Source organism: Nocardia rhamnosiphila NBRC 108938 (assembly GCF_000720425.1).
GTDB lineage: Bacteria > Actinomycetota > Actinomycetes > Mycobacteriales > Mycobacteriaceae > Nocardia > Nocardia rhamnosiphila.
The window spans coordinates 1-20,254 of sequence record NZ_JOAJ01000003.1; the positions used below are offsets into that span (position 1 = coordinate 1).

General features: G+C 69.1%; 21 protein-coding genes. 10 read left to right on the forward strand and 11 right to left on the reverse strand.

The features are described 5' to 3' along the window. The first annotated feature begins 167 nt into the window (after nt 1-167). Entirely contained in the window at nt 168-935 is a 768-nt protein-coding gene (locus tag IG75_RS0111790) for a TSUP family transporter (RefSeq protein ID WP_030521266.1), read from the forward strand. 81 nt (nt 936-1,016) lie between these two features. Here the strand turns inward: IG75_RS0111790 and IG75_RS39565 are convergent, their stop codons facing one another. Continuing rightward, entirely contained in the window at nt 1,017-1,157 is a 141-nt protein-coding gene (locus IG75_RS39565; RefSeq protein ID WP_162183790.1) for a hypothetical protein, read from the reverse strand. 382 nt (nt 1,158-1,539) lie between these two features. Here IG75_RS39565 and IG75_RS0111800 point away from each other — a divergent pair, with 382 nt between their 5' ends. The 3 genes from IG75_RS0111800 to IG75_RS0111810 are packed head-to-tail and all read left to right on the forward strand — an operon-like array spanning nt 1,540 to nt 5,755. Continuing rightward, nucleotides 1,540-2,727 carry an RNA-guided endonuclease TnpB family protein gene (locus IG75_RS0111800; protein ID WP_051714526.1) on the forward strand — a complete coding sequence of 396 codons (1,188 nt, stop codon included), beginning with the start codon at nt 1,540-1,542 and terminating at the stop codon, nt 2,725-2,727. Beyond that, on the forward strand, nt 2,724-4,355 hold the full coding sequence (locus tag IG75_RS0111805) for a TldD/PmbA family protein (protein ID WP_081876827.1): 1,632 nt from the start codon (nt 2,724-2,726) through the stop codon (nt 4,353-4,355). Before IG75_RS0111800 ends, IG75_RS0111805 begins: the two co-directional genes overlap by 4 nt. After that, nucleotides 4,352-5,755, forward strand: coding sequence for a TldD/PmbA family protein (locus IG75_RS0111810; protein ID WP_030521269.1), 1,404 nt, complete (start codon nt 4,352-4,354; stop codon nt 5,753-5,755). The genes IG75_RS0111805 and IG75_RS0111810 overlap by 4 nt, the downstream gene beginning before the upstream one ends. 64 nt (nt 5,756-5,819) lie before the next feature. On the opposite strand, the gene map is transcribed toward IG75_RS0111810, so the two are convergent. Then, the gene (gene map / locus IG75_RS0111815; protein ID WP_030521270.1) at nt 5,820-6,587 is read right to left on the reverse strand and encodes a type I methionyl aminopeptidase; all 768 of its coding nucleotides are present in this window, start codon (nt 6,585-6,587) and stop codon (nt 5,820-5,822) included. Nucleotides 6,588-6,660: 73 nt separating this feature from the next. On the opposite strand from map, the gene IG75_RS0111820 reads away from it, so the two are divergent. Beyond that, nucleotides 6,661-6,924 (forward strand): helix-turn-helix transcriptional regulator, encoded by a 264-nt coding sequence (locus IG75_RS0111820; RefSeq protein ID WP_030521271.1) that lies wholly within the window; start codon nt 6,661-6,663, stop codon nt 6,922-6,924. A gap of 73 nt (nt 6,925-6,997) precedes the next feature. Here IG75_RS0111820 and IG75_RS0111825 read toward each other — a convergent pair whose 3' ends face one another. Beyond that, complete coding sequence (locus IG75_RS0111825; protein ID WP_030521272.1) at nt 6,998-7,366, reverse strand: Imm8 family immunity protein; 369 nt, start codon at nt 7,364-7,366, stop codon at nt 6,998-7,000. Further along, entirely contained in the window at nt 7,366-7,941 is a 576-nt protein-coding gene (locus IG75_RS37330) for a hypothetical protein (protein ID WP_030521273.1), read from the reverse strand. Before IG75_RS37330 ends, IG75_RS0111825 begins: the two co-directional genes overlap by 1 nt. A gap of 336 nt (nt 7,942-8,277) precedes the next feature. Between IG75_RS37330 and IG75_RS0111835 the strand changes: the two genes are divergently transcribed. Further along, nucleotides 8,278-9,546 (forward strand): serine hydrolase, encoded by a 1,269-nt coding sequence (locus IG75_RS0111835; protein WP_156058866.1) that lies wholly within the window; start codon nt 8,278-8,280, stop codon nt 9,544-9,546. Nucleotides 9,547-9,795: 249 nt separating this feature from the next. On the opposite strand, the gene IG75_RS0111840 is transcribed toward IG75_RS0111835, so the two are convergent. From IG75_RS0111840 to IG75_RS0111855, 3 genes are all read right to left on the reverse strand, one after another. Continuing rightward, complete coding sequence (locus IG75_RS0111840) at nt 9,796-10,038, reverse strand: hypothetical protein (RefSeq protein ID WP_051714527.1); 243 nt, start codon at nt 10,036-10,038, stop codon at nt 9,796-9,798. Between the two features lie 46 nt (nt 10,039-10,084). Beyond that, nucleotides 10,085-11,032, reverse strand: coding sequence for an endonuclease/exonuclease/phosphatase family protein (locus tag IG75_RS0111845; RefSeq protein ID WP_030521276.1), 948 nt, complete (start codon nt 11,030-11,032; stop codon nt 10,085-10,087). A gap of 193 nt (nt 11,033-11,225) precedes the next feature. Beyond that, nucleotides 11,226-12,053 (reverse strand): mycofactocin-coupled SDR family oxidoreductase, encoded by an 828-nt coding sequence (locus IG75_RS0111855; RefSeq protein ID WP_030521277.1) that lies wholly within the window; start codon nt 12,051-12,053, stop codon nt 11,226-11,228. A 236-nt stretch (nt 12,054-12,289) separates the two neighbouring features. Between IG75_RS0111855 and IG75_RS0111860 the strand changes: the two genes are divergently transcribed. Further along, complete coding sequence (locus IG75_RS0111860) at nt 12,290-13,528, forward strand: cytochrome P450 family protein (protein WP_030521278.1); 1,239 nt, start codon at nt 12,290-12,292, stop codon at nt 13,526-13,528. 206 nt (nt 13,529-13,734) lie between these two features. On the opposite strand, the gene IG75_RS0111865 is transcribed toward IG75_RS0111860, so the two are convergent. Both IG75_RS0111865 and IG75_RS0111870 read right to left on the reverse strand, forming a co-directional pair. Further along, on the reverse strand, nt 13,735-14,940 hold the full coding sequence (locus IG75_RS0111865; protein ID WP_030521279.1) for an MFS transporter: 1,206 nt from the start codon (nt 14,938-14,940) through the stop codon (nt 13,735-13,737). 20 nt (nt 14,941-14,960) lie between these two features. Continuing rightward, complete coding sequence (locus IG75_RS0111870; RefSeq protein WP_030521280.1) at nt 14,961-16,019, reverse strand: ABC transporter substrate-binding protein; 1,059 nt, start codon at nt 16,017-16,019, stop codon at nt 14,961-14,963. A gap of 156 nt (nt 16,020-16,175) precedes the next feature. Between IG75_RS0111870 and IG75_RS0111875 the strand changes: the two genes are divergently transcribed. Both IG75_RS0111875 and IG75_RS0111880 read left to right on the forward strand, forming a co-directional pair. Then, nucleotides 16,176-17,765 carry an FAD-dependent oxidoreductase gene (locus IG75_RS0111875; protein WP_030521281.1) on the forward strand — a complete coding sequence of 530 codons (1,590 nt, stop codon included), beginning with the start codon at nt 16,176-16,178 and terminating at the stop codon, nt 17,763-17,765. Continuing rightward, a complete protein-coding gene (locus tag IG75_RS0111880) occupies nt 17,762-18,115 on the forward strand; it encodes a 4Fe-4S dicluster domain-containing protein (RefSeq protein WP_030521282.1) in 354 nt (117 codons plus the stop codon). Before IG75_RS0111875 ends, IG75_RS0111880 begins: the two co-directional genes overlap by 4 nt. Before the next feature lie 7 nt (nt 18,116-18,122). On the opposite strand, the gene IG75_RS0111885 is transcribed toward IG75_RS0111880, so the two are convergent. Beyond that, a complete protein-coding gene (locus tag IG75_RS0111885; protein ID WP_030521283.1) occupies nt 18,123-18,530 on the reverse strand; it encodes a nuclear transport factor 2 family protein in 408 nt (135 codons plus the stop codon). A gap of 347 nt (nt 18,531-18,877) precedes the next feature. Between IG75_RS0111885 and IG75_RS0111890 the strand changes: the two genes are divergently transcribed. Next, nucleotides 18,878-19,795 (forward strand): hypothetical protein, encoded by a 918-nt coding sequence (locus tag IG75_RS0111890; protein WP_030521284.1) that lies wholly within the window; start codon nt 18,878-18,880, stop codon nt 19,793-19,795. Nucleotides 19,796-19,855: 60 nt separating this feature from the next. Here IG75_RS0111890 and IG75_RS0111895 read toward each other — a convergent pair whose 3' ends face one another. Beyond that, the gene (locus IG75_RS0111895; protein ID WP_030521285.1) at nt 19,856-20,248 is read right to left on the reverse strand and encodes a PPOX class F420-dependent oxidoreductase; all 393 of its coding nucleotides are present in this window, start codon (nt 20,246-20,248) and stop codon (nt 19,856-19,858) included. Between the last annotated feature and the right edge of the window lie 6 nt (nt 20,249-20,254).

A 20,254-nucleotide genomic window follows, 5' to 3' on the forward strand; every position in this document is an offset into this window, starting at 1 on the left:
CAACTCCCACTCCACGACGGAGACCTTCACCATTTCAACGATCACCTACAGCGTGTCGCCACAAACCCTCGACCAACCTGCCTGGGCAGTACACCTAGGAGGCCGGCCCCCGGCCGGATCCATGAGCGGGTGATCTTCACCTGCGGACCGTCTGGTTTGCTGAGCGAATGGATGTGACCGACTGGTTGATGCTGCTGTCGGCCGCGGCCGCCGCCGGCTGGGTGGACGCCGTGGTGGGCGGCGGCGGTCTGATCGTGCTGCCGACCCTGCTGCTGGTGGCCCCCGGCCTCGCCCCGCAGACGGCACTGGGCACCAACAAGCTGGCGGCGGTCGCGGGCACGGCCACGGCGGCGGCCACCTTCGCCCGCAAAGTTCCGCTCCAGTGGCGGCTGCTGATACCCGCCGCCGTACTGGCGGCGATCACCGCGGCGGCGGGCGCGGCGGCGGTGGCGCTCATCGACCGGGACCTGTTCATTCCGATCGTGCTGGTGGTGCTGATCGGGGTGGCGATCTTCGTCACGGCCCGGCCCTCGATCGGGATCACCCTGGCCACCCATCCCCCGTCGCGGCGCAAGGTCGTTCTGGTGGTGGCGCTGGCCGCGGGTCTGATCGGCGCCTACGACGGACTGCTCGGTCCCGGCACCGGGACATTCCTGATCATCACCTTCGCCACCCTGCTCGGCACCGAGTTCGTCCGGGCGGCGGCGATGGCGAAGGTGATCAACTGCGGCTCCAATATCGGGGCGCTGATCTATTTCGGTGCCACCGGGCATGTGCTGTGGGCGCTGGGCGCGGCAATGGCGCTGGCCAATATCGCGGGCGCGGTACTGGGTTCGCGGATGGCACTGGACCGCGGCGCGGAGTTCGTCCGCGCGGTGCTGCTGGTGGTCGTGGTGGCCATGGTGATCCGGCTGGGCTGGCAGCAGTTCGGTTGAGGCCGGGCGCACCACCCGGCATCCGCCGGGTCGGACTGACTGATCGTTTCAGAATCAAGTTCGGGTGACTGCGGGAAGCTGTCAGCCGTCGAGCCGCTGAAGCAACTGCGTGAACCCACCGCTTTCGACCAGCCCGACGAGCACTTGGGTCATGTTGCTGATGCCGGCAACGCGGACGATGAGCCCGTCCGAGACCCAGAAGCAGCGGCCCCACGGCTTCACCAGGACCGCTGATCACGCCCGCAGCGTGGCGGAAGATCCCCGACCATGCCAGCACAGCCGGTGTTGTGCACACTGTTCAACTGAAGCCCTTGGTCGTTGAAGGTCTCTCCGTCGCAAGAGGACAAGGTCAACCAAGGGCTTCGCTCACGATCTCTCGAGTCATAAATCAGCAGATCAGAGGTTAGAACTCGAGGTAAGAGGGTGTCTGAGATCTCCGATTGCCGGTTCGGATCGGTGGACTGGGGGGTAGAGAGCGTGCGCACTGGCGTAGGGGTTCTGGTACCCATGTTGTCCTGCGGTTCTGCTCGCGGTTCGGAACGTGCCGGAGTCCTTGCCGCGTAACTCGCGAAGTTGTCGGTGGCCTCTGCCATAGTCGCCGGCGATGAGTAGGCACACCGCGTTCCGGTACTGTCTCGACCCCACCGTCGAGCAGCAGACCGTACTGGCCAGGCACGCGGGCGCGGCACGCTTCGCCTACAACCAGTGCCTGGCAATGGTGAAAACCGCGCTCACTCAGCGGCGGACCGACCCCGAACACCCTGTCCCGTGGACCCGGTTCGACCTGATCAACGCCTTCAACACCTGGAAGAAGTCCGAAGCAGCCGGCCGACTGTTCACCGTCGACCCCAGCGGGGTCACCACGGTCGAGGTCACCGGGCTGGTATGGCGTGACCAGGTGTGTCAGCAGGTGTTCGAGGAAGCCGCTACCGACTGCGGCCGCGGACTGGCCGGCTGGTCGGACTCCTGTAGCGGGAAACGCCGGCGCCCGAAGGTCGGGTTTCCCCGGTTCAAGGAGAAAACCACCAGCACCGCATCGTTCCGGCTCCGCAACAAACACTCCAGAACCGGGCGATCGGCGATCCGGGTCGGCGACGACGACACGCCGCGGTCGGTGACATTGCCCGGTCTCGGGCAGTTGCGGGTCCGGGAGGACACGCGTCGCCTGCGCCGGATGCTGACCGCCGGTCGGGCGAAGATCCTGTCCGCCACCGTGTCCCAGCGGGCGGGCCGTTGGTGGGTCAGTGTGACTGTGGAGGCCGCGGATCTGCACCCGGGCCACCACCATCCGGCTCGGGCCCCCGACGACGGTGGCGGGTGGGTCGGTATCGACCGTGGGTTGTCGGCGTTCCTGATTGCCGCCACCAGCGAGGGCCGTGAAGTCGCGCGGGTCGATGATCCGCCGAAACCCCTGGCTCGCGGGTTGGCGCGGCAGCGGCGGCTGGCGAAGACCTTGTCGAGGAAGGAGAAAGGTTCCCGCAACCGGCGAGAGGCAGCCGCCCGGCTGGCCCGCCATCATCATCGGGTCGCGAATGTGCGTCGTCATTTCCTGCATCAGGTCACCAACGAGCTGGTCAAAACCCACGACCGGCTCGTTGTCGAGGACCTGCATGTGGCGGGGATGCTGCGTAATCGCCGGCCGCAAGACCCACCACGATCCCCGGACCTCCGAGCAGGGGGCCGGGTTACCAATGCCCGCCGACGGGAAGGCACTGACCGGCACCCGATGGGTGCCGGTGCAACCGGCCCGGACGACGCGGGAACCAAGGCTCCTATCCCGGTCGGGGTATGAGCCGAGGACGCCCGAGAAGGGCGGTGTCCGATAACTCAGCGAGTTATCGGACGCGCTGTAAGTTGTGCAGGGTGACGGCGACAACCTCTATCGAATCGGGCGGCCTACCGTCCGGGCACGATATCGATCCGGAGTTCGCGAACCTACCGCTGGCGGCGCTGGCGGAGTCGGCTCTCGCCACGGCCCGCGCGGCCGGGGCCGAGCACGCCGATCTGCGGGTGCACCGATTGTGTACGCAGACACTGCGGTTACGCGACGGCCGGGTGGAGGCACTGACCGATACCGTCGAACTCGGGTTCGCGGTCCGCGTCATCGTCGACGGCACCTGGGGTTTCGCCTCGCACGCGGCACTCACCCGGGAGACCGCGGCCGAGGTCGCGCGGTCCGCGGTGGCCGTGGCGACCACCCTGCGCGACCTGAACCGGGAACGCGTCGAACTCGCCGACGAACCCCGCTACGACAACGCCCGCTGGATCTCCGACTACCGGATCGATCCGTTCACCGTGCCCTCGGCCGACAAAGTGGCCCTGCTCCAGGACTATTCCGGCCGGCTGACCGCCGCCGACGGCGTCGACCACGTCACCGCGTCACTTCTCCAGGTCAAGGAACAGACCTACTACGCGGACACCGCCGGTTCCTCGATCACCCAGCAGCGGGTGCGCCTGCACCCGGAACTGGAGGCGATCACTGTCGACACCGCTTCCGGCGCGTTCGAGACCATGCGCACCCTGGCGCCGCCGGTCGGCCGCGGCTGGGAGTACGTCACCGGCGCCGACGGGGTCTGGGACTGGGATACCGAACTCGCCCGGATCCCGGAATGGCTGGCCGAGAAGGTAAAAGCGCCGACCGTCACCGCGGGCCCGACCGATCTGGTGATCGACCCCACCAACCTGTGGCTCACCATCCACGAATCCATCGGTCACGCCACCGAGTACGACCGCGCGATCGGCTACGAATCGGCGTACGCCGGGACCTCGTTCGCGACCCCGGATCTGCTGGGCACACTGCGCTACGGCACGCCGGTCATGCATGTCACCGCCGACCGGGTCCAGCCGCACGGGCTGGCCACCGTCGGCTACGACGACGACGGAGTGGCCGGTCAGCGGTGGGATCTGGTGCGCGACGGGGTGCTGGTGGGCTACCAGCTCGACCGGGTGTTCGCGCCGCGGCTGGGCCTGGACCGCTCCAACGGCTGCTCCTACGCCGACTCCCCGCATCATGTACCGATCCAGCGGATGGCCAATGTCTCGCTACAGCCCGATCCCGACACCGATACCAGTACCGCCGAACTGATCTCGCGGGTCGCCGACGGCATCTATATCGTCGGCGACAAGAGCTGGTCGATCGATATGCAGCGCTACAACTTCCAGTTCACCGGGCAGCGTTTCTTCCGGATCCGCAACGGTGAGCTGGCCGGCCAGTTGCGCGATGTCGCCTACCAGGCGACCACCACGGATTTCTGGGGTTCGATGGAGGCGGTCGGCGGACCGTCGACCTGGCAGCTGGGCGGCGCGTTCAACTGCGGTAAGGCGCAGCCCGGCCAGGTCGCGGCGGTCAGTCACGGCTGCCCGTCGGTGCTGGTGCGCGGCGTGAACGTCCTCAACACCCGGACGGAGGCAGGACGATGACGGTGATCGGTGCGGGGGTACTACCCGCGGGTGCGGTGGTAGAGCGGGCCCTCGGCGCGTCCCGGGCCGACGAGACGATCGTGATCGTCAGCGACGAGTACGAGGCCTCGCTGCGCTGGGCCGGCAACTCCATGACCACCAACGGCGCCTCCGTATCGCGGCGCTGGTCGGTGATCTCGGTGTTCCGGGACGGGCCGCGTTCGGCGCGCGTCGGCAGTGTGGCCTCGACCAGCGTCGACCCCGTCGATATCGAGGCCGTGGTGCGGGCGAGTGAGGAAGCGGCCCGATCCGCCGAACCGGCCCGCGACGCCATGCCGCTGCTGGACGCGGACGCGGTTCCGGCGGCACCGGATTGGGAGCAGGCCCCGGCTGTCACCGGGATCGATGTGTTCACCGGGCTCGCCGCCGATCTGGCCACCGGTTTCGACGGCGGCGACCGGCTCTACGGTTTCGCGCACCATCAGGTACAGACCACCTGGCTCGGTACCTCCACCGGTGTCCGGCGCCGCTACACCCAGCCCACCGGGTCGATCGAGATCAACGGTAAGCGCGGCGACGGGGCGGACCTGGCCAGTGCCTGGGTGGGGGCGGGCACCGCCGATTTCACCGATGTGGACACCCCCGGCCTGCTGGCGGAGCTGTCCCGGCGGTTGGACTGGTCGGCGCGGCGGGTGGAACTGCCCGCCGGGCGGTACGAAACCCTGCTGCCGCCGTCGGCGGTCGCGGACCTCCTCATCTATATGTACTGGTCCATGGAGGGCCGGGGCGCGCAGGAGGGACACACCGCGTTCGCCGCCGCGGGCGGTACCCGGGTCGGTGAGAAGCTCACCGATATCCCGCTGACCCTCTTCTCCGATCCCGCGGCGCCCGGATTGCAGTGCCTGCCGTTCGTGGCCACCCCGGCCTCATCGGAGACGGTGTCGGTCTTCGACAACGGGTTGTCCGCGCCGCGGGTGGACTGGTTGCGCGACGGCGCGATCGCCGATCTGGTGTATCCGCGCGCCACCGCCGCCGACTACGCCGCCTCCCCCACCGTCCCGGTGCAGAATCTGCTGCTCACCGGCGGTTCCGCCGCGACGCTGGACGAGATGATCGCGCGCACCGAACGCGGTCTGCTGCTCACCACCCTCTGGTACATCCGCGAGGTCGACCCGGCCACCCTGCTGCTCACCGGTCTCACTCGCGACGGTGTGTACCTGGTCGAGAACGGGGAGGTCACCGCGGCGGTGAACAACTTCCGGTTCAACGAGAGCCCGCTGGACCTGCTACGCCGGGTCACCGAGGCCGGGGCCACCGAACTCACGCTGCCACGGGAATGGAAGGACTGGTTCACCCGCACGGCCATGCCGCCGCTGCGGATCCCGGACTTCCACATGTCGTCGGTGAGCCGGGCGACCTGAGCCGGGAGGCGTCGTCCCGGAGCTCCACCCCGGACCGGTCGGGTACGGCCCGGCGCCCGGCCGGTCACGCCGCCGCGGTCAGCACCCGGGGCCCGTCGGCGGTGATCGCGACGGTGTGCTCGGAGTGGGCGGTGCGGGAGGCGTCGGCCGAGCGGATGGTCCAGCCGTCGGGATCGGTGACGATCCGGTCGGTGGTCGCGGCGAACCACGGTTCCAGGGCGAGGGTGAGGCCGGGCCGCAGCCGGAAGCCGCGGCCCGCGCGTCCGGCGTTGGAAACATGCGGGTCCTCGTGCATGGTCCGCCCGAGCCCGTGACCGCCGAACTCGGTGTTGACCGGATAGCCGTACGCGGCGGCGACGGCGGAGATCGCCGCGGAGATGTCACCGATCCGGTTACCCGGCTGCGCGGCCTCGATCGCCGCGGCCAGCGCCTCTTCGGTGGCCCGCACCAGCCGCAGATCCGCGGCGGCGGGTGTGCCGACGATGACGGTGGTGGCGGCGTCGGCGACCCAGCCGTCGATGCTCAACGCCAGATCCGCGGTCAGCACATCACCGTCGCGCAGCGCGTAGTCGAAGGGCAGCCCGTGCAGGACGGCGTCGTTGACCGACAGGCACACCGTATTGCGGAACGGACCGCGCCCGAACGAGGGCGCGTAGTCCCAGTAACACGACACCGCGCCCCGCTGCCGGATCCGTTCACGCACGATCATCTCCAGCTCGAGCAGGTTCACACCCACCGCCGCGACCGCCCGCAGTTCCGCCAGGATCTCGGCCACGAACGCGCCCGCGACGCGCATCCGCTCGATCTCCTCGGGCGATTTCAACTCCACCATCACAACCTCCACAGCCAATGGTATTTCTATACCGTCATTGCGGTACATTAATACCACTCTTTAGAGTGGAGGCATGGTCCGCCTGCCCCTCACCGCCTCCCAGATCGACGCCGGCCGCCGCCTCGGAGTCCGATTGCGCACCGCCCGCGACGGGCGCGACCTCGCCGAGGTCGCCCGCGCGGCCGGCATCTCCCCGGAGACCCTCCGCAAGATCGAAACCGGCCGCCTCCCCTCACCCGGCTTCGGCACGGTCGTATCCCTGAGCCGCGTGCTCGAACTGCCCCTCGAAGAGCTCGCCGAGATCTGGACCGCGGACAACCTCGCCGAATCCGCCTGAACGATCGGGAACGGCCCGGCCGCCCACTCCTTCGCGTCCCGCGGAGACCGGACCCGGGCCCACCCGCCGGGACCTACGCGCCGTCGTCGCGAACAGGACGGTAGTGCGCGAACTCCCACCGCGCAATCCGGTCGATCGCACGGGCCAGCGCGTCCCAGGTCGGACGTTCCAGATCACGCAGAAAATCCTGGACGTAGCGGCGAATCTCCGCCGTATCGATACGGGCGAGCTCGAGCGCGTGATCGGCCGGGCGGAACCCGCCCCCGCGCGCGCCCTCCGCACTGCTCCCCCATGCCCGGACGACGAGATCGAACGCCTCTTCACCCGCCCCTTTCACCGGGCCGATCATCAACTGCACCAGCACCTCGTCGGCCGCCCACACAGCGTCCGGGTCCGCGAGATCGACATCCGGACTGTGCATCCCCTTCAGTTCCGCTCTCATCACCGCTCCCCGACCTCCAGATGCGCGTTGCTCTCCCAGTGCCGGCCGGTCTCCGACCGTGACTCGTAATTGGCCTCCACACCCCGCCCGGACGGTTTCTGCTGGGGCGGGCGGTACTGCCGCAATCCGTCTTCGCTGACCCAGCGATGGGTGGTGCCGTAGGGCAACCGTCCGGCCTCGGCCCCGACCCACGCCACACCGGCGGCGTCCGCCTCGGCCCACCCGGCCCGGCCGATACCGAAATTGCCGGCACCCGCCCCCGCACGATGCACGATCTCGACCACCCGCCGCCGATCCGGCCGCGCCGGTGTCGGCTTTTCCGCGCCCGCCCGTGGGATCGCGGCGGCGTCCCGGCCCGATGTGTCCGCGCCGGCCCGCCCCCCGGCAGCGGCCGGCCCGCTCCCGGAGATGCGCTCCGCTCCCGCCGCGTCCTCGGCCACCAGCCTCCCCGGCCCGGTACCGGCGCCGAGGCCGATCAGACCGTCGACTTCGGCCCGGACCTTCTGGACGTATGTCTGGACATAGCCGGACAGACGGTTCGCGAATGCGACGTACTCATGCGGGACCCGCGACACCGGCAGCCTCTCAGAAATCCGAAACGCCGTTGAGTCTATTTTACGGTGTCAAATCGATGTTCACCGGCTATCGATGCCGTTAGAGGCCATGGCACCACTATGCCGACAGGCCGATTTGGCGGTCACCTGAGTGACCGGGTGCGGTCCGCGGTGCCGGGTCAGGCGACCGTGCGGACATCGTCGAGGATGACCAGCGAGAGGTCGCGCGCCCGAATGATGTTCACGAGTTGCTCGTATCGCGGACCCGACCGGACTACCCGGACCGTGGGCGCCCGGCCGGTGATCAGAACTGATCGAACTGTCGGCGACAGCGGCGGACCGCCTACCGTGCCACCTATGGGGTTTCGAGATACTGATGCCGCGCGCGAACGAGCCGAGCCGTGGCCGGGGCACCGCGCCGAACGCCATCACCTCGGCCGGGCTGCCGAGGCGCGAGCGCAACGCGGTACGCGGTGGATTCGTCCGGCGGTCGTCCTGCTCACCGGCCTACTCGTTTCCGCATGCACCGGAGAAGCGCCCGCCCCGGCGGCAACCGACGATGTCCTGGGCACCGTCGTGCACGACACCTTCACGGCGTTGCGCGAAGCGCACGACATTCCCGGCATCGCCGTGGGGGTGGTACACGGGGACCGGACCCGGCTCTTCGAGTTCGGCACCACCGCGCCCGGCGGTGATCACCCGGTCACCGAGCACACGATCTTCGAGATCGGCTCGATCAGCAAACTGTTCACCACATTGCTGGCCGGTACCGCCGCGGCCCAGGAGCGGCTCGACTTCGACGAGACCCCGGGCCGGTACCTGCCGCAACTACGCGATTACCCGATCGATGGCGCGCAGATCAGGGATTTCGCCACCTACACCGCGGGTGGCCTGCCGCAGCAGTTCCCCGGCGAGGTGACGACGGAGGCCGAGATGTGGCGCTACTTCCAGCAGTGGCGCCCGACATACCCGGTGGGAACCACCCGCCTCTACGGCAATCCGGGTATGGCGCTGCTGGGGCAGGCGACCGCCGCGGCGCTCGGCCGCCCGTTCGAGGACGCGATGCGTACGGAGATACTCGAGCCGCTCGGCCTCCGACACACCTACTTCGATGTACCGGCACCGGCGCAGGACGACTATGCCTGGGGGACAGAACGATCGGGCGCTGCGGTACGGGTTTCTCCCGGTCCGGGGGATACCGAGGCCTACGGGTTGAAGACGACCGCGGCCGACCTGCTGGCGTTCGTGGCGGCGAATATGGACAACCGGCGCGCTCCATCGGCCCTGCGCGGACCGCTGGAGGCGACCCGGCACGGCCGCTACCGGGTCGGCTCGATGACCCAGGTCCTGGGCTGGGAACGTTTCGAGTATCCCGTCTCCCTCGAGACGCTCCAGGCCGGTAACTCGGCCGATATCGTCAACCGGCCGCAGCCGGTCGAACCGGCCGCGGCCGCATCCGGTCCGGCGTTGTTCGACAAGACCGGGTCGACCGGCGGATTCGGCGCCTACGTCGCCTACGTACCGAGCCGCTCCCTCGCCGTCGTCGTCCTGATGAACCGGAACATCCCGATACCCGCCCGGGTCGCCGCCACCCACCGGGTGATCGAAGCCCTCGACTCCCCGTAGCGACGACCTGCGGCGGGCGCGCGCCGGGAGCGCATCGGCGCGACCATGCGGGTCCACCGGCTTCGAGGGCACCGCCCGGCCGCTGCCAGGCGACGAGCGTGGGCACGGCCAGGGCGCCGAATGCCGTTCGGAACGGCCCGGTGAGCCCGGTCCAGAACCTCGGAGAACGGTACCTGCGGCCACCCCGGCGAAGTCCAGCAGGTTGTGCACGCCGGCTATCCGGACCGATCTACCCGCGACCGCATCCGCTCAGTGATTGCGTTTGGAGGTGGTGGGTTTGCTGGGCTTCTTCTTGCTGTTGTTCTTGCCGTCGCTGTCGGGCTCCCATTCGTAGCCGGGAGTTCCGTTCTCGCAGTATGAATCGGCGACCTTGGTGTCGGTGGCGTCGAATTCGCACCAGCGGTCGCTGCTGCAGGCGACCGAACCGAAGCCGGCCGCGAGGGCGATCACCACGGTGCCGGTGACGGTGCGCAGACGGGTGCCGGAATACATGTTCTCTCCTGGTTTTTCGTGGGAAGGGCGACCGCGCGGTGGCGGATCAGGGGATGAGCCGGAGGCGGGCCACGACGGCGCGGTGGTCCGTACCCGCAAGGGTGAATGTACTGATGTGCTCGGTGGTGCCGCCGGATACCAGAATATGATCGATACCGATCAGCGGGCCCCAGGTTCGGTCGGCCGGATAGGTGAGCAGCCTGCCCGCACCGGCCTGTTCGGCGGCGGCGGCGAAATCGCCGCTCACCAGGCGGCGGAAGGCCGCGTGGTCACTGGTCGCGTTGAAGTCGGCGCCGACCACCGCCGGTCCCGCAGATGCGCGCAGGATGGTGTCGACGGCGCTCATCTCCTTCGCCCAGACGGCGGCGTCCGCGGTCGGCGGGAGCGGGTGGAAGGCGTGGATCGCGACAGACCCGAGGGCGGGATGGGTGAGCGTCGCGGACAGGTTGCCAAGCACGAACTCCTGGTGGCGCACCGGATCCGACAGCGGGAACCGGCTGTAGATACCGGTACCCCCGCCGCCGGGCCCGGGGTCCAGATAGGTGTACGGGAGCAGAGCGCCGAGACCGTCCGCGGTCAGGGCATCGACCGCCTCGGGCGTGAGTTCGTCCACGGTGAGCACGTCGACGCCGCGTTCCCGGACCGCGGTCACGAGCGCGGTCGTATCCGCGCCGCCGAACAGCAGATTCGATTGCAGGACGGTCAGTTCGGCGCCGGTCGCGGCGCGGCTGTCCGGAACGAACAGGGGCAGCTGGGTCCACAGCACACCGGCGAGCACGATCACCGCCGCCGCGGCGCTGCGCCATCCGCGCGCGGCCAGGAACAGCAGGAGGGCGGCCACGGCGCCCAGCATCAGATACGTCGCGCCCGCGGCCAGCAGGATCAGTTCCCGCCGCTGCCAGCCCCCGAGATGGAGGGCCAGGCCGAAGGTCCCGGCCAGCAGCGCACACCACCCCGCGCCGAGCAGCACCCGGCGGACAACTCCGTGCGTCATACCCGCAAACCTATCGGGCGCGCTCGAGAAAACCTTGCGAAGTCCTTGCGGCGACGCCCACCCCCGCGCTACAGCAGTTCGGTGCGCGCACGCCGGATCGCACCCGCGACACTCCGGCGCGCGAGGGCCGTACTCGTGCAGCCGACACGCGGAGGCACCGGAAACGAGCGGGACGGCTACCTATGGTCGGCGGTCAGAGCGCCCCACCGGCATCGATCTGCTGGGTGGTCCCGGTGATGTAGCGACCGTCGTCGGAGACCAGATGCAGCACCGTGGCGGTGATGTCCTCCGGCTCCAGGGCGACCACCGGTAGCCGGTTCAGGGTGCGGGCCGCCTCTTCGAAATCGGCCCGGTCCGGGTTCGGCAGATCCGGCCGGAACAGGCGGTAGGTGGCGTCGTTGAGGATCATGGGGGTGGCGACGGTCGTGGGGTGCACGGTATTCACCCGGATAGCGTGCGGGGCCAGTTCTTTGGCGAGCACCTTCATCAGCATCACCAGGCCGGCCTTGGACGCCGCATAGTGCGCGGTGTTCTCGTTGGCGTGGTACGCGGCCAGCGAACTGGTGATCACCACGGCACCCCCGCGGCCTCCCGCGATGATATGCGGTACGGCGGCCTTGAGCGATTTCCATACCCCGGTGAGATTGATGTCGATCATGTCCTGCCAGACATCCTCGCCCATCTCGAGGGTCGGGGCCGGACTGGAGATCCCGGCATTGGCGACGACGATATCGAGCCGCCCGAATTCCGCCACCCCCGCGGCGACCGCCGCGGTCAGAGCGGCGAGATCACGGACATCGGCGTCACGGGCGACGATACGGCGGCCGGTGGCCTCCACCAGGCGCACCGTCTCCGCGAGGTCGGCGGCATTTGCCAGCGGATAGGGCACACTGGCGACCTCGGCCGTGGTGTCGACGGCGATGATATCGGCGCCCTCCTGCGCAAAACGTACTGCGTGGGAGCGGCCCTGGCCCCGCCCGGCGCCGGTGACGAATGCGATCCTGCCGTCCAGTTTGCCCATGAGTCACTCCGTATCGCGCGCCGTATCTGCAGCTTTGCCGTAGACCGACAATATGACACCGACTGCCGAAAGTCGATGGCCACTGTGCCCACTCACGGCAACCCGGGCGCAACCTTCCCGGCGCGAAGTGACCTATGATCTTGGTGCCCGCAGCGCAGCGGACCGGCCGAAACAGTTCCCGGGCCAACGTCTCTGCCTCGTCATGCCGTTGGCTGCCGATATGCTTGGAGCACGCCATGATCACGCCGCCCGACCCCGTGCCATCGCCCCCGGGGCCCGGTCGAGGCGACGAAGAGCGATTCCCGCTGTACTCGGCGGAATTCACCGCCGACCCGCACCGCGCCTACCAGGAGATGCGAAAACGCCACGGTTCGCTGGTGCCGGTGGAGCTGGCACCCGGCGTCTCCGCCACCTTGGTCATCGGATACCGCGCCGCGCTGCGGATCCTCAACGATCCGGCGCGTTTCCCCGCCGATCCCCGTCACTGGGAGACAACCGTCCCCGCCGACTGCCCGGTACTGCCGGTACTGCAGTGGCGGCCGAACGCGCCGCGCAGTGCCGGCGCCGAGCACACGCGCTACCGGGGCGCGGTCACCGCGGCGCTGGCCGGGGTGGATCTGCACCGGCTGCGCGCCACCGTCGAACGCTTCGCGGCACCGCTGATCAATACGTTCTGCGAGTCCGGCTCGGCCGATCTGGTCGCCCAGTACGCGTTCCCGCTGACCTTCGAGGTCATCAACGCGATGCTCGGCTGCCCACCCGAGATCAGCGACCGCGCCGCCGCCGCGACCGCCGCAATCTTCGACGGCGTCGACTCGGAGAAGGGCAATCTGATGTTCGGCGAGGCGGTGCAGGAACTGGTGGAGGCCAAACGCGCCGAGCCGGGCGACGATGTCACCACGCGGCTCCTGCACCACTCCGCGGCCCTCGACGCGACCGAGATGACCCACCAGGTGATAGCCCTCTACGGCGTCGGTATGGGGCCGATGCAGAGCCTGATCATCAACACCCTGTGCCTGATCCTCACCGACGACAGGTTCGCCGACGAGATGCTCGGCGGCGCGCTGGCGACCCGTGACGCGCTCGACGACGTGCTGTTCGACGATCCGCCGCTGCCCAACGCCAGCGTCACCTATCCGCGTCAGCCCACCATGGTGGACGGCGTCTGGTTACCGGCCCACCAGCCGGTGGTGATCAGTCTCGCCGGATGCAACAAGGATCCGGAGATCGGGACCGGTCACCACAGCGGCAACCGGTCGCATCTGGCCTGGGGCGCCGGGCCGCACGCCTGCCCGGCCCGGCCGACCGCGTATCTGATCGCGCAGGAGGCCATAGACCAGCTGCTCGACGCGCTGCCCGAGCTGCGGCTCGCGGTCCCGGTGGCGGAACTGGCCTGGCGACCGGGCGTGCTGCACCGCACCCTGGCCGCGCTACCGGTGACTTTCCCGCCCACGCCCCCACTGCCCGTGGGCTGAGGCACGGCCGCGCCGGGAACCGGCCGGGCCGCGATGGCCGATATATTCGGGCTCCCCGTAACGGCTTCCACCAAAAATCGCCGACGCGGGGAGCAGGTGGTGTGGACCGATCGCCCCGCATCGGCGGCCACCATCCCCGCCTCGGCGATACGCCCGGCCTCGGCTGCCGCGTACCCCCATGCCTGCTCCCGGGTCGGGAGCGCGAGCTATCGCGCGACCAGGTCGGGTGCAGAACGACCGGGGACCGGAACAAATCGCGGGATGTACCGGAACATCACTCCCGCACCGGTCACCGAGACCACTCCCAGGGCCGCCACCGCCACGCCGAGCGCGACCACGGTGGCCACGGCCCCGGCGGCCAACGGCCCGAGGAACATGCCGAAATCATGGGTGAGCCGCCAGGCCGCCAGGAATTCCGCGCGGGTGGCGGCCGGGGCCACATCGGCGCCCAGGGTCATGATCACGCCGTTACCGAAACCGTTGCCGATCCCCATGATCACGGCCACCGCGCCGATGGTCCACACATCATGGGCCAGCGGCAGCAGGAAATAGGACAGCGCGATGATCAACAGCGACGGCACCGCGATGAACCGGCGGCCGTAGCGGTCCATCAGCTGCCCGGCCGGATACGAACACAGCAGGTCGAACGCGGCGCCGACACCGAAAACGAGCGAGGCCGAGGCGGCGTCCAGGCCGATATGGTCGGCCCACAGCGGAAGCGCCGCCTCCCGGGAGGCCCGGGCCGCGCCCATGAGCAGCGATCCGGCGCCCAGCGTCGCCAGCAGCCGCCGGTGCCGGCGCAGGATCGTCCCCAGCGAGACCCCACCGCCCGGTGCGTCGTGGGCACGCGGCGGGTCGGGCACCCGCGACATCAGATAGCCGGACACGATCACCCCGGCCAGCTGAACGGCGAACCCGCCGCGGGTGCCCATCCCGAGGATTACCAGCGCGCCCGCGAAGGGGCCGATCAGAAAGCCCAGCCGCCACATCAGCGCGAAGGTCGCCATGGCCCGGGCCCGCATCTCGACCGGGACCACCTCGGCGAGATAGCTCTGCCGGGCCAGCCCCCACACCGCGTTGGACACCCCGGTGAGCAGAGCGCCGACCGCCAGCACCGCCGGCGTCCAGGCCAGCAGCGACAGCAGCACCCCCGTGGTGCCGATCAGCGAGCCGGCGATGATCGAGCGCCGCTCGCCGAACCGGGCGACGATCCGGCCCGCCGGGAGATCGCCCAGGACCGCGCCGAGCCCGACGAGGGCCACGATCAACCCGGCCACGCCCACCGAGGCGCCCAGGTCCCGAGCAGTCAGCGCGATCACGGGGGAACCGGCGCCCTGACCGATCCCGAACACCGCGGACGGCAGGAAAACGGTGGGCAACAGGGGACGCAGCGTTGTCCAGGTGGATGTCATCCGTTCGGCTCGGCCGCGGCCTACCCGACCACCTTGCCGTCCGGTCCGGCGTTCTCCGGATAGGTGCCGTTGGCGTAGGGGTTGAACTCGTTGGTGTAGAGGTCCTTCGCGGTCAGCTTCCCGCTCTCCACCTCACCGTTGCGGACCAGCCAGTCGACCCACAGCTGGATCTCCTGCTCGCGTGTGACACCACCGGGCCCCGCGACGCCGGTGCTCTTCCAGTAGTTCGCCTTGTCGGGGCTCTCGCCCTCCCGTCCGCGGCGCGTGATGATGTCCTTGAACTTGGCGATCACCTGGTCGCGCGGCGTGGTCTGGGCCCAGCGGATCGCGCGGGCGGTGCCCTGGGTCAGATCGGCGACGGCGTCGCGGTTGCGGGCCAGGAAGTCGTCGCGAACGATATAGGTGCCGTAGCTGAACGCACCGAACAGGTCGCCGTCGGTGAACAGCGGCCGGACTCCGCCCCGGGCCACCGCCTCGTCCCGCCAGATATCGAACAGCGCGACCGCATCGATCCGGCCCTGCCGCAACGCCTGTTCCGCATTGACCGGCGGTACCACGGTCAGCTCCACTTGGGCGATCTCGTCATTGGACAGACCCTGCCGGGCCAGCCATTCACGGGCCACGAACTCGTGATGCGCACCGAGGGTGTTCACCCCGAACTTCTTGCCGATCAGATCGCGGGCACTGCGGATCGGGCTGTTGTCCAGCACGTAGTAGCCGGTGAAGTTCTCCTTGTCCGAGCCGTAATAGCTGATCACCGAGGTGATCGGGGAACCCGCGGCGGCGAGTTTCACCACGGCGCCGTTGAACGCGCCGCCGATATCGGTGGCGCCGGTGGCCGCCGATTGGATGTCCTGCGGACCGCTGGTCGTATTGCCGACCCAGTCCAGCGCCACCTTGTCGAAATAGCCCAGATCGGCGGCGAGCTCGGGATAGGTGACCTGGCCGGCCCAGCCCTGGTACCGGATGAGCGTCCGCCCGTCCTCGCTCGTCCGGGCTTCCGACGAGGTGCCGCACGCCGACACCAGGGAGACGGCCGCGAGCAACGCGAAGAGCAAGGCCGGCACACGTTTACGCATGGCGTGATCATGACGACGCCGGCCGCCGGCGACGATATTTGCACTACCCGCGATTCCAATCGTTGTCGCCCGGGTGGGCCCGGGTGCAGCCTGGCATTCGTCACTGTGACCCGCGCTGCGCCGAGGTGGACGCGGTCGTCGGAACGAGGGATTCGAATGACGGATGTGCACGAACTGAGCACCGATGTTCTCGTGATCGGTGGTGGCCCCGCCGCCACCTGGGCAGCCCTGCGGGCCGCCCGAGCCGGCGCGCAGGTGGTGCTCGCCGACAAGGGCTACTGCGGGACCAGCGGCGCCACCGCCTCGGCCGGCACCGGCGTGTGGTACGTCCCGCCGGACCCGGTCGATCGTGCGGCCGCGATCGCGAGCCGCGCGGGCCTGGGCGGCTATCTGGCCGATCGGCGCTGGTCGGAACGGGTCCTGGACGAAACCTACGAACGCCTGAACGAACTCGCCGAACAGGCCCGCTTCCCGTTCCCGGTCGGACCGGACGGGAAGCAATTGCGCAACGGACTGCAGGGCCCGGAGTACATGCGGCGGATGCGGATCCGCGTCCGCCGGGCCGGTGTGCGGATCCTCGACCACAGCCCGGCCATCGAACTGCTGGTCGACGCGGCGGGTGCGGTCGCGGGAGCCGCGGGCTACCGGCGTCAGGCCGGGGAGAGCTATCGGGTCCGGGCCGGTGCGGTGGTACTGGCGACCGGCGGTTGCGCTTTCCAGTCCAAGGCGTTGGGCTGCGATGTGAACACCGGCGACGGCGCGCTGTTCGCGGTCGAGGCCGGGGCCGAGTTGTCCGGAATGGAGTTCTCGAACGCCTACGGCATCGCACCGGAGGGGACCTCGGTGACCAAGACGGCGTTCTATCATTTCGCCACCTTCTATCGCGCCGACGGCAGCGTGCTCGAGGGAGCCGGCGGCCGCAACCGCTCACCCATCGCGGCGGAACTGCTGCGCGACAGGGTTTTCTGCCGAATCGATCAGGCCGACGAACCGGCCCGGGCCGCCATGCGCCGTGCCCAGCCGAATTTCTTCCTGACCTTCGACCGGCTGGGCATCGATCCGTTCACCGAGAAGTTCCCGATCACGCTGATCGCCGAGGGCACCGTCCGCGGCACCGGCGGTATCCGGCTCGTCACCGACGAATGCGGTACCAGCGTGCCGGGCCTCTACGCGGCCGGTGACGCCGCGACCCGCGAACTGATCTGCGGCGGTTTCACCGGCGGCGGCAGTCACAATGCCGCCTGGGCGATCTCCTCGGGCACCTGGGCGGGTGCCGGCGCCGCCCGGTACGCGCTGGCGCTCGGGGCCGGTGCGGCGGGCCGCCGCGTGACGGGGATCGGCGACGTGGGTGCCCGCCCCGAGGGCCGCCGGACCGAGCACGATCCGCGGCAGGTGGTGGCCGCCGTCCAGCGCGAAGTACTGCCCTACGACAAGAACTATCTGCGGCACGGCAGCGTGCTCACCGAATCGCTGAACACCCTGGACGCGCTCTGGTCGGAGATCCGCGAATCCTTGGGCGGCGACGGCGCGGAGCGGGTGCGCACCCGGCAGGCCGCGGCGATCACCGCGCACGCCCGCTGGATGTACCGAGCGGCCCTGGCCCGCACCGAAACCCGGGGCATGGCGAAACGGCTCGATTTCCCCGACCAGGACCCCGATCAGCACCATCGGCTCGTCACCGGCGGGCTGGACCGGATCTGGGTGCGGCCCGAACAGGCGGCGATCCCCGCGGCGGTGGCGTCGTGATCGAACTCGTATCCGCGCAGCGCTGCATCGCCTGCGATAAATGCATCGCCGTATGCCCCACCAATGTGTTCGACCGCGGTGTCGGCGGTATTCCGGTGATCAGCCGGCACAGCGACTGCCAGACCTGCTTCCAGTGCGAGGCGAACTGCCCCGCCGACGCGCTGTTCGTCTCGCCGCGTACCACCCCGGAACCGGAATCCTCGGCGGCCGGAGACCAGGAGGAGTTGGTCCGCAGCGGGCTGCTGGGCAGCTACCGCGCGCAGATCGGCTGGGGCAAAGGCCGCAAACCCGGCACCCTGCGGGCGGTCGGGCCCGCACTCCAGCCCAACGGGTCGCCGCTCACCAGCTGATCGACCGCTACTGCGCGTCCGTACTCGCGGCGATCGCCTCGCTCTGGATCCGGTCGAACTGCGCGCCCATGGCCTCGGCCAGCGCGGTCGCCGCCGAGAGCGGACGCACCATCACCATGAAATCGTCGATCTTGCCGTCCTCGTCGAAGTGCAGGAAATCGCATCCGGTGAGCCGCTTACCCGCGACCGTCGCCTCGAAGACAAGCGCGTGGTCGCGGCCACCGGGGTCGGTGATCTCCCGGATATAGCGGAAATCCTCGAATACCCGCAGCACACCGCGCAGGATGGCCGCGGTGAGGGGTTTACCGGGATAGGGCTTGAACGCCACAGGACTGGTGAACACCACATTGTCGGCCAGCAGTGCCTCGATGGCGGCGGAATCGCGCTCCTCCACGGCCTTGCGGAACGGGTGCATGCGGAACCTCGCTCTTCGATGTGCCGACCGGGGCTGCCCCAGCCGCTTTCAACGCACGCTAATCAGGTCCCTCGCCGATGTCCACGACGTTCCCCGGCGCTTGCCACCGACCTGTGGCGGCCGATCGCAGACCACCGGCCTTCTCGAGCTCTTGCCATGGACCTCGCCGCCACTGCATCGGCCCCACCGGAGGGTCGCGCGAGACCTACCGCGGCCACCGCAGGGCAGAAGTCCATTTCGGCAGATCCGGCGGGCCGACGGTGAATGCTGCCGCTGGAGCGCAGATGGCCACTATCACACTGCGCACGTTACTGATTCGAGTCTTCAGCTGCGTAATCTCTTTTTCTGTGGCCCGTAGCGACCTGGACGCCGCCGTGGCGCAGGCCTTTCAGCGAATCAGCGGATCCATCGACGATGTGGCGGGAATCATCCGTCACGATACCGATTCGATCGCGCTCCGATTGAACAGGGGCACGGACACGCTGGTGGCCCGGGACAGACTGAATATCCGCGATCCGTCGACCGACCTCGTCGGTTCCCGCGACTACATCGAGAGGTTCCTCCCACGGTGGATCCAGCCACCGGTGCCCCGGGTCCACAACGCTCCCGAATTGATAGCGGACGAACTGGAACGTATTCATCGCTCCGGAGCCAAGGCCCGGTGGGCGAACTACGACCCCGAACTTTTCCGGCAGGGGCACCGCGGGTACGAAGGGTGGTTGAAGTCCGACGAACCGCTCGGGCCGCTGAACGACCGCTACGGGCTCAACTGCTGGGAGATGATCTGCTACGCGGCGGCCCGGACCGGCGTAGTGGACAAGCCCTATCTGCGCGAGCTGACCGAGTTGCCACGTGACCCCGACGGCGGTTGGAGCGAGCCTTTCCTCATGAAGGCATGGCTTCCCCGCATGGGCAACTGGTTGATCCCCGAAGGGCGCCGGGTGTACACCGGCGCAGCCGACGGCCCGGCGCCACAGCGCGGCGATATCGTGATGTGGAACCGCGATGCGGAGCACGTGACGATGGCTACCGGGCGCACCGGGAAGGACGGTTCACCCGAGCTGTATTCCTTCTGGTATCTGCCGAAGTACGACCTGCGATACGACGAGGTGACCAAGTCGTACTCGCAGGTTGTGGATGCCGTACAGGTCACCACGATCAAGGAGCTGACGGATTCGATGCTCGCCATGCGCAATGCCGACGGCTCGCTCTACCACAAACCGGGCACGACCTTCGACGTCACCTTCGGCCGCGGGCCGTGGTGAGTCACCCTGCGGCAGAGCCGGACGCGGCGCGGACCCCGCGGCCGCCGACACGGCACCATCTCAACCCGCAGCATCCGGCCGCGGAGTGATCGCGATCCCGACCGATCCGTCCGCCCCGCGCAACAGTTTGTGACCGCGGATCATGACCTTTCCGATCAACCCGTATTTCCGGCCCACGACCTCTCGGGCGCGCTCGGTGCCCGCCGCGTCCAAGACCTCGGCGGCACCGGGGAGTACCTCACCGCCCTGCGTACGACCTCGGTTGTCCGAGATTTGCAGGGTCACCTCGGGGTTGCGGCGGATCCGCTTGACCTTCCAGGAGGCCGGGTTCGTCCACACCAGGAGACGGTCGCCGTCGGGCGCCACCCAGACGGGGGTCCCGACGGGCGAGCCGTCCTTCTTGTAGGTGGTCAGCGAAACATATTTGGCCTGCGCCAGCTGGTCCCAGCTCATTGCTAC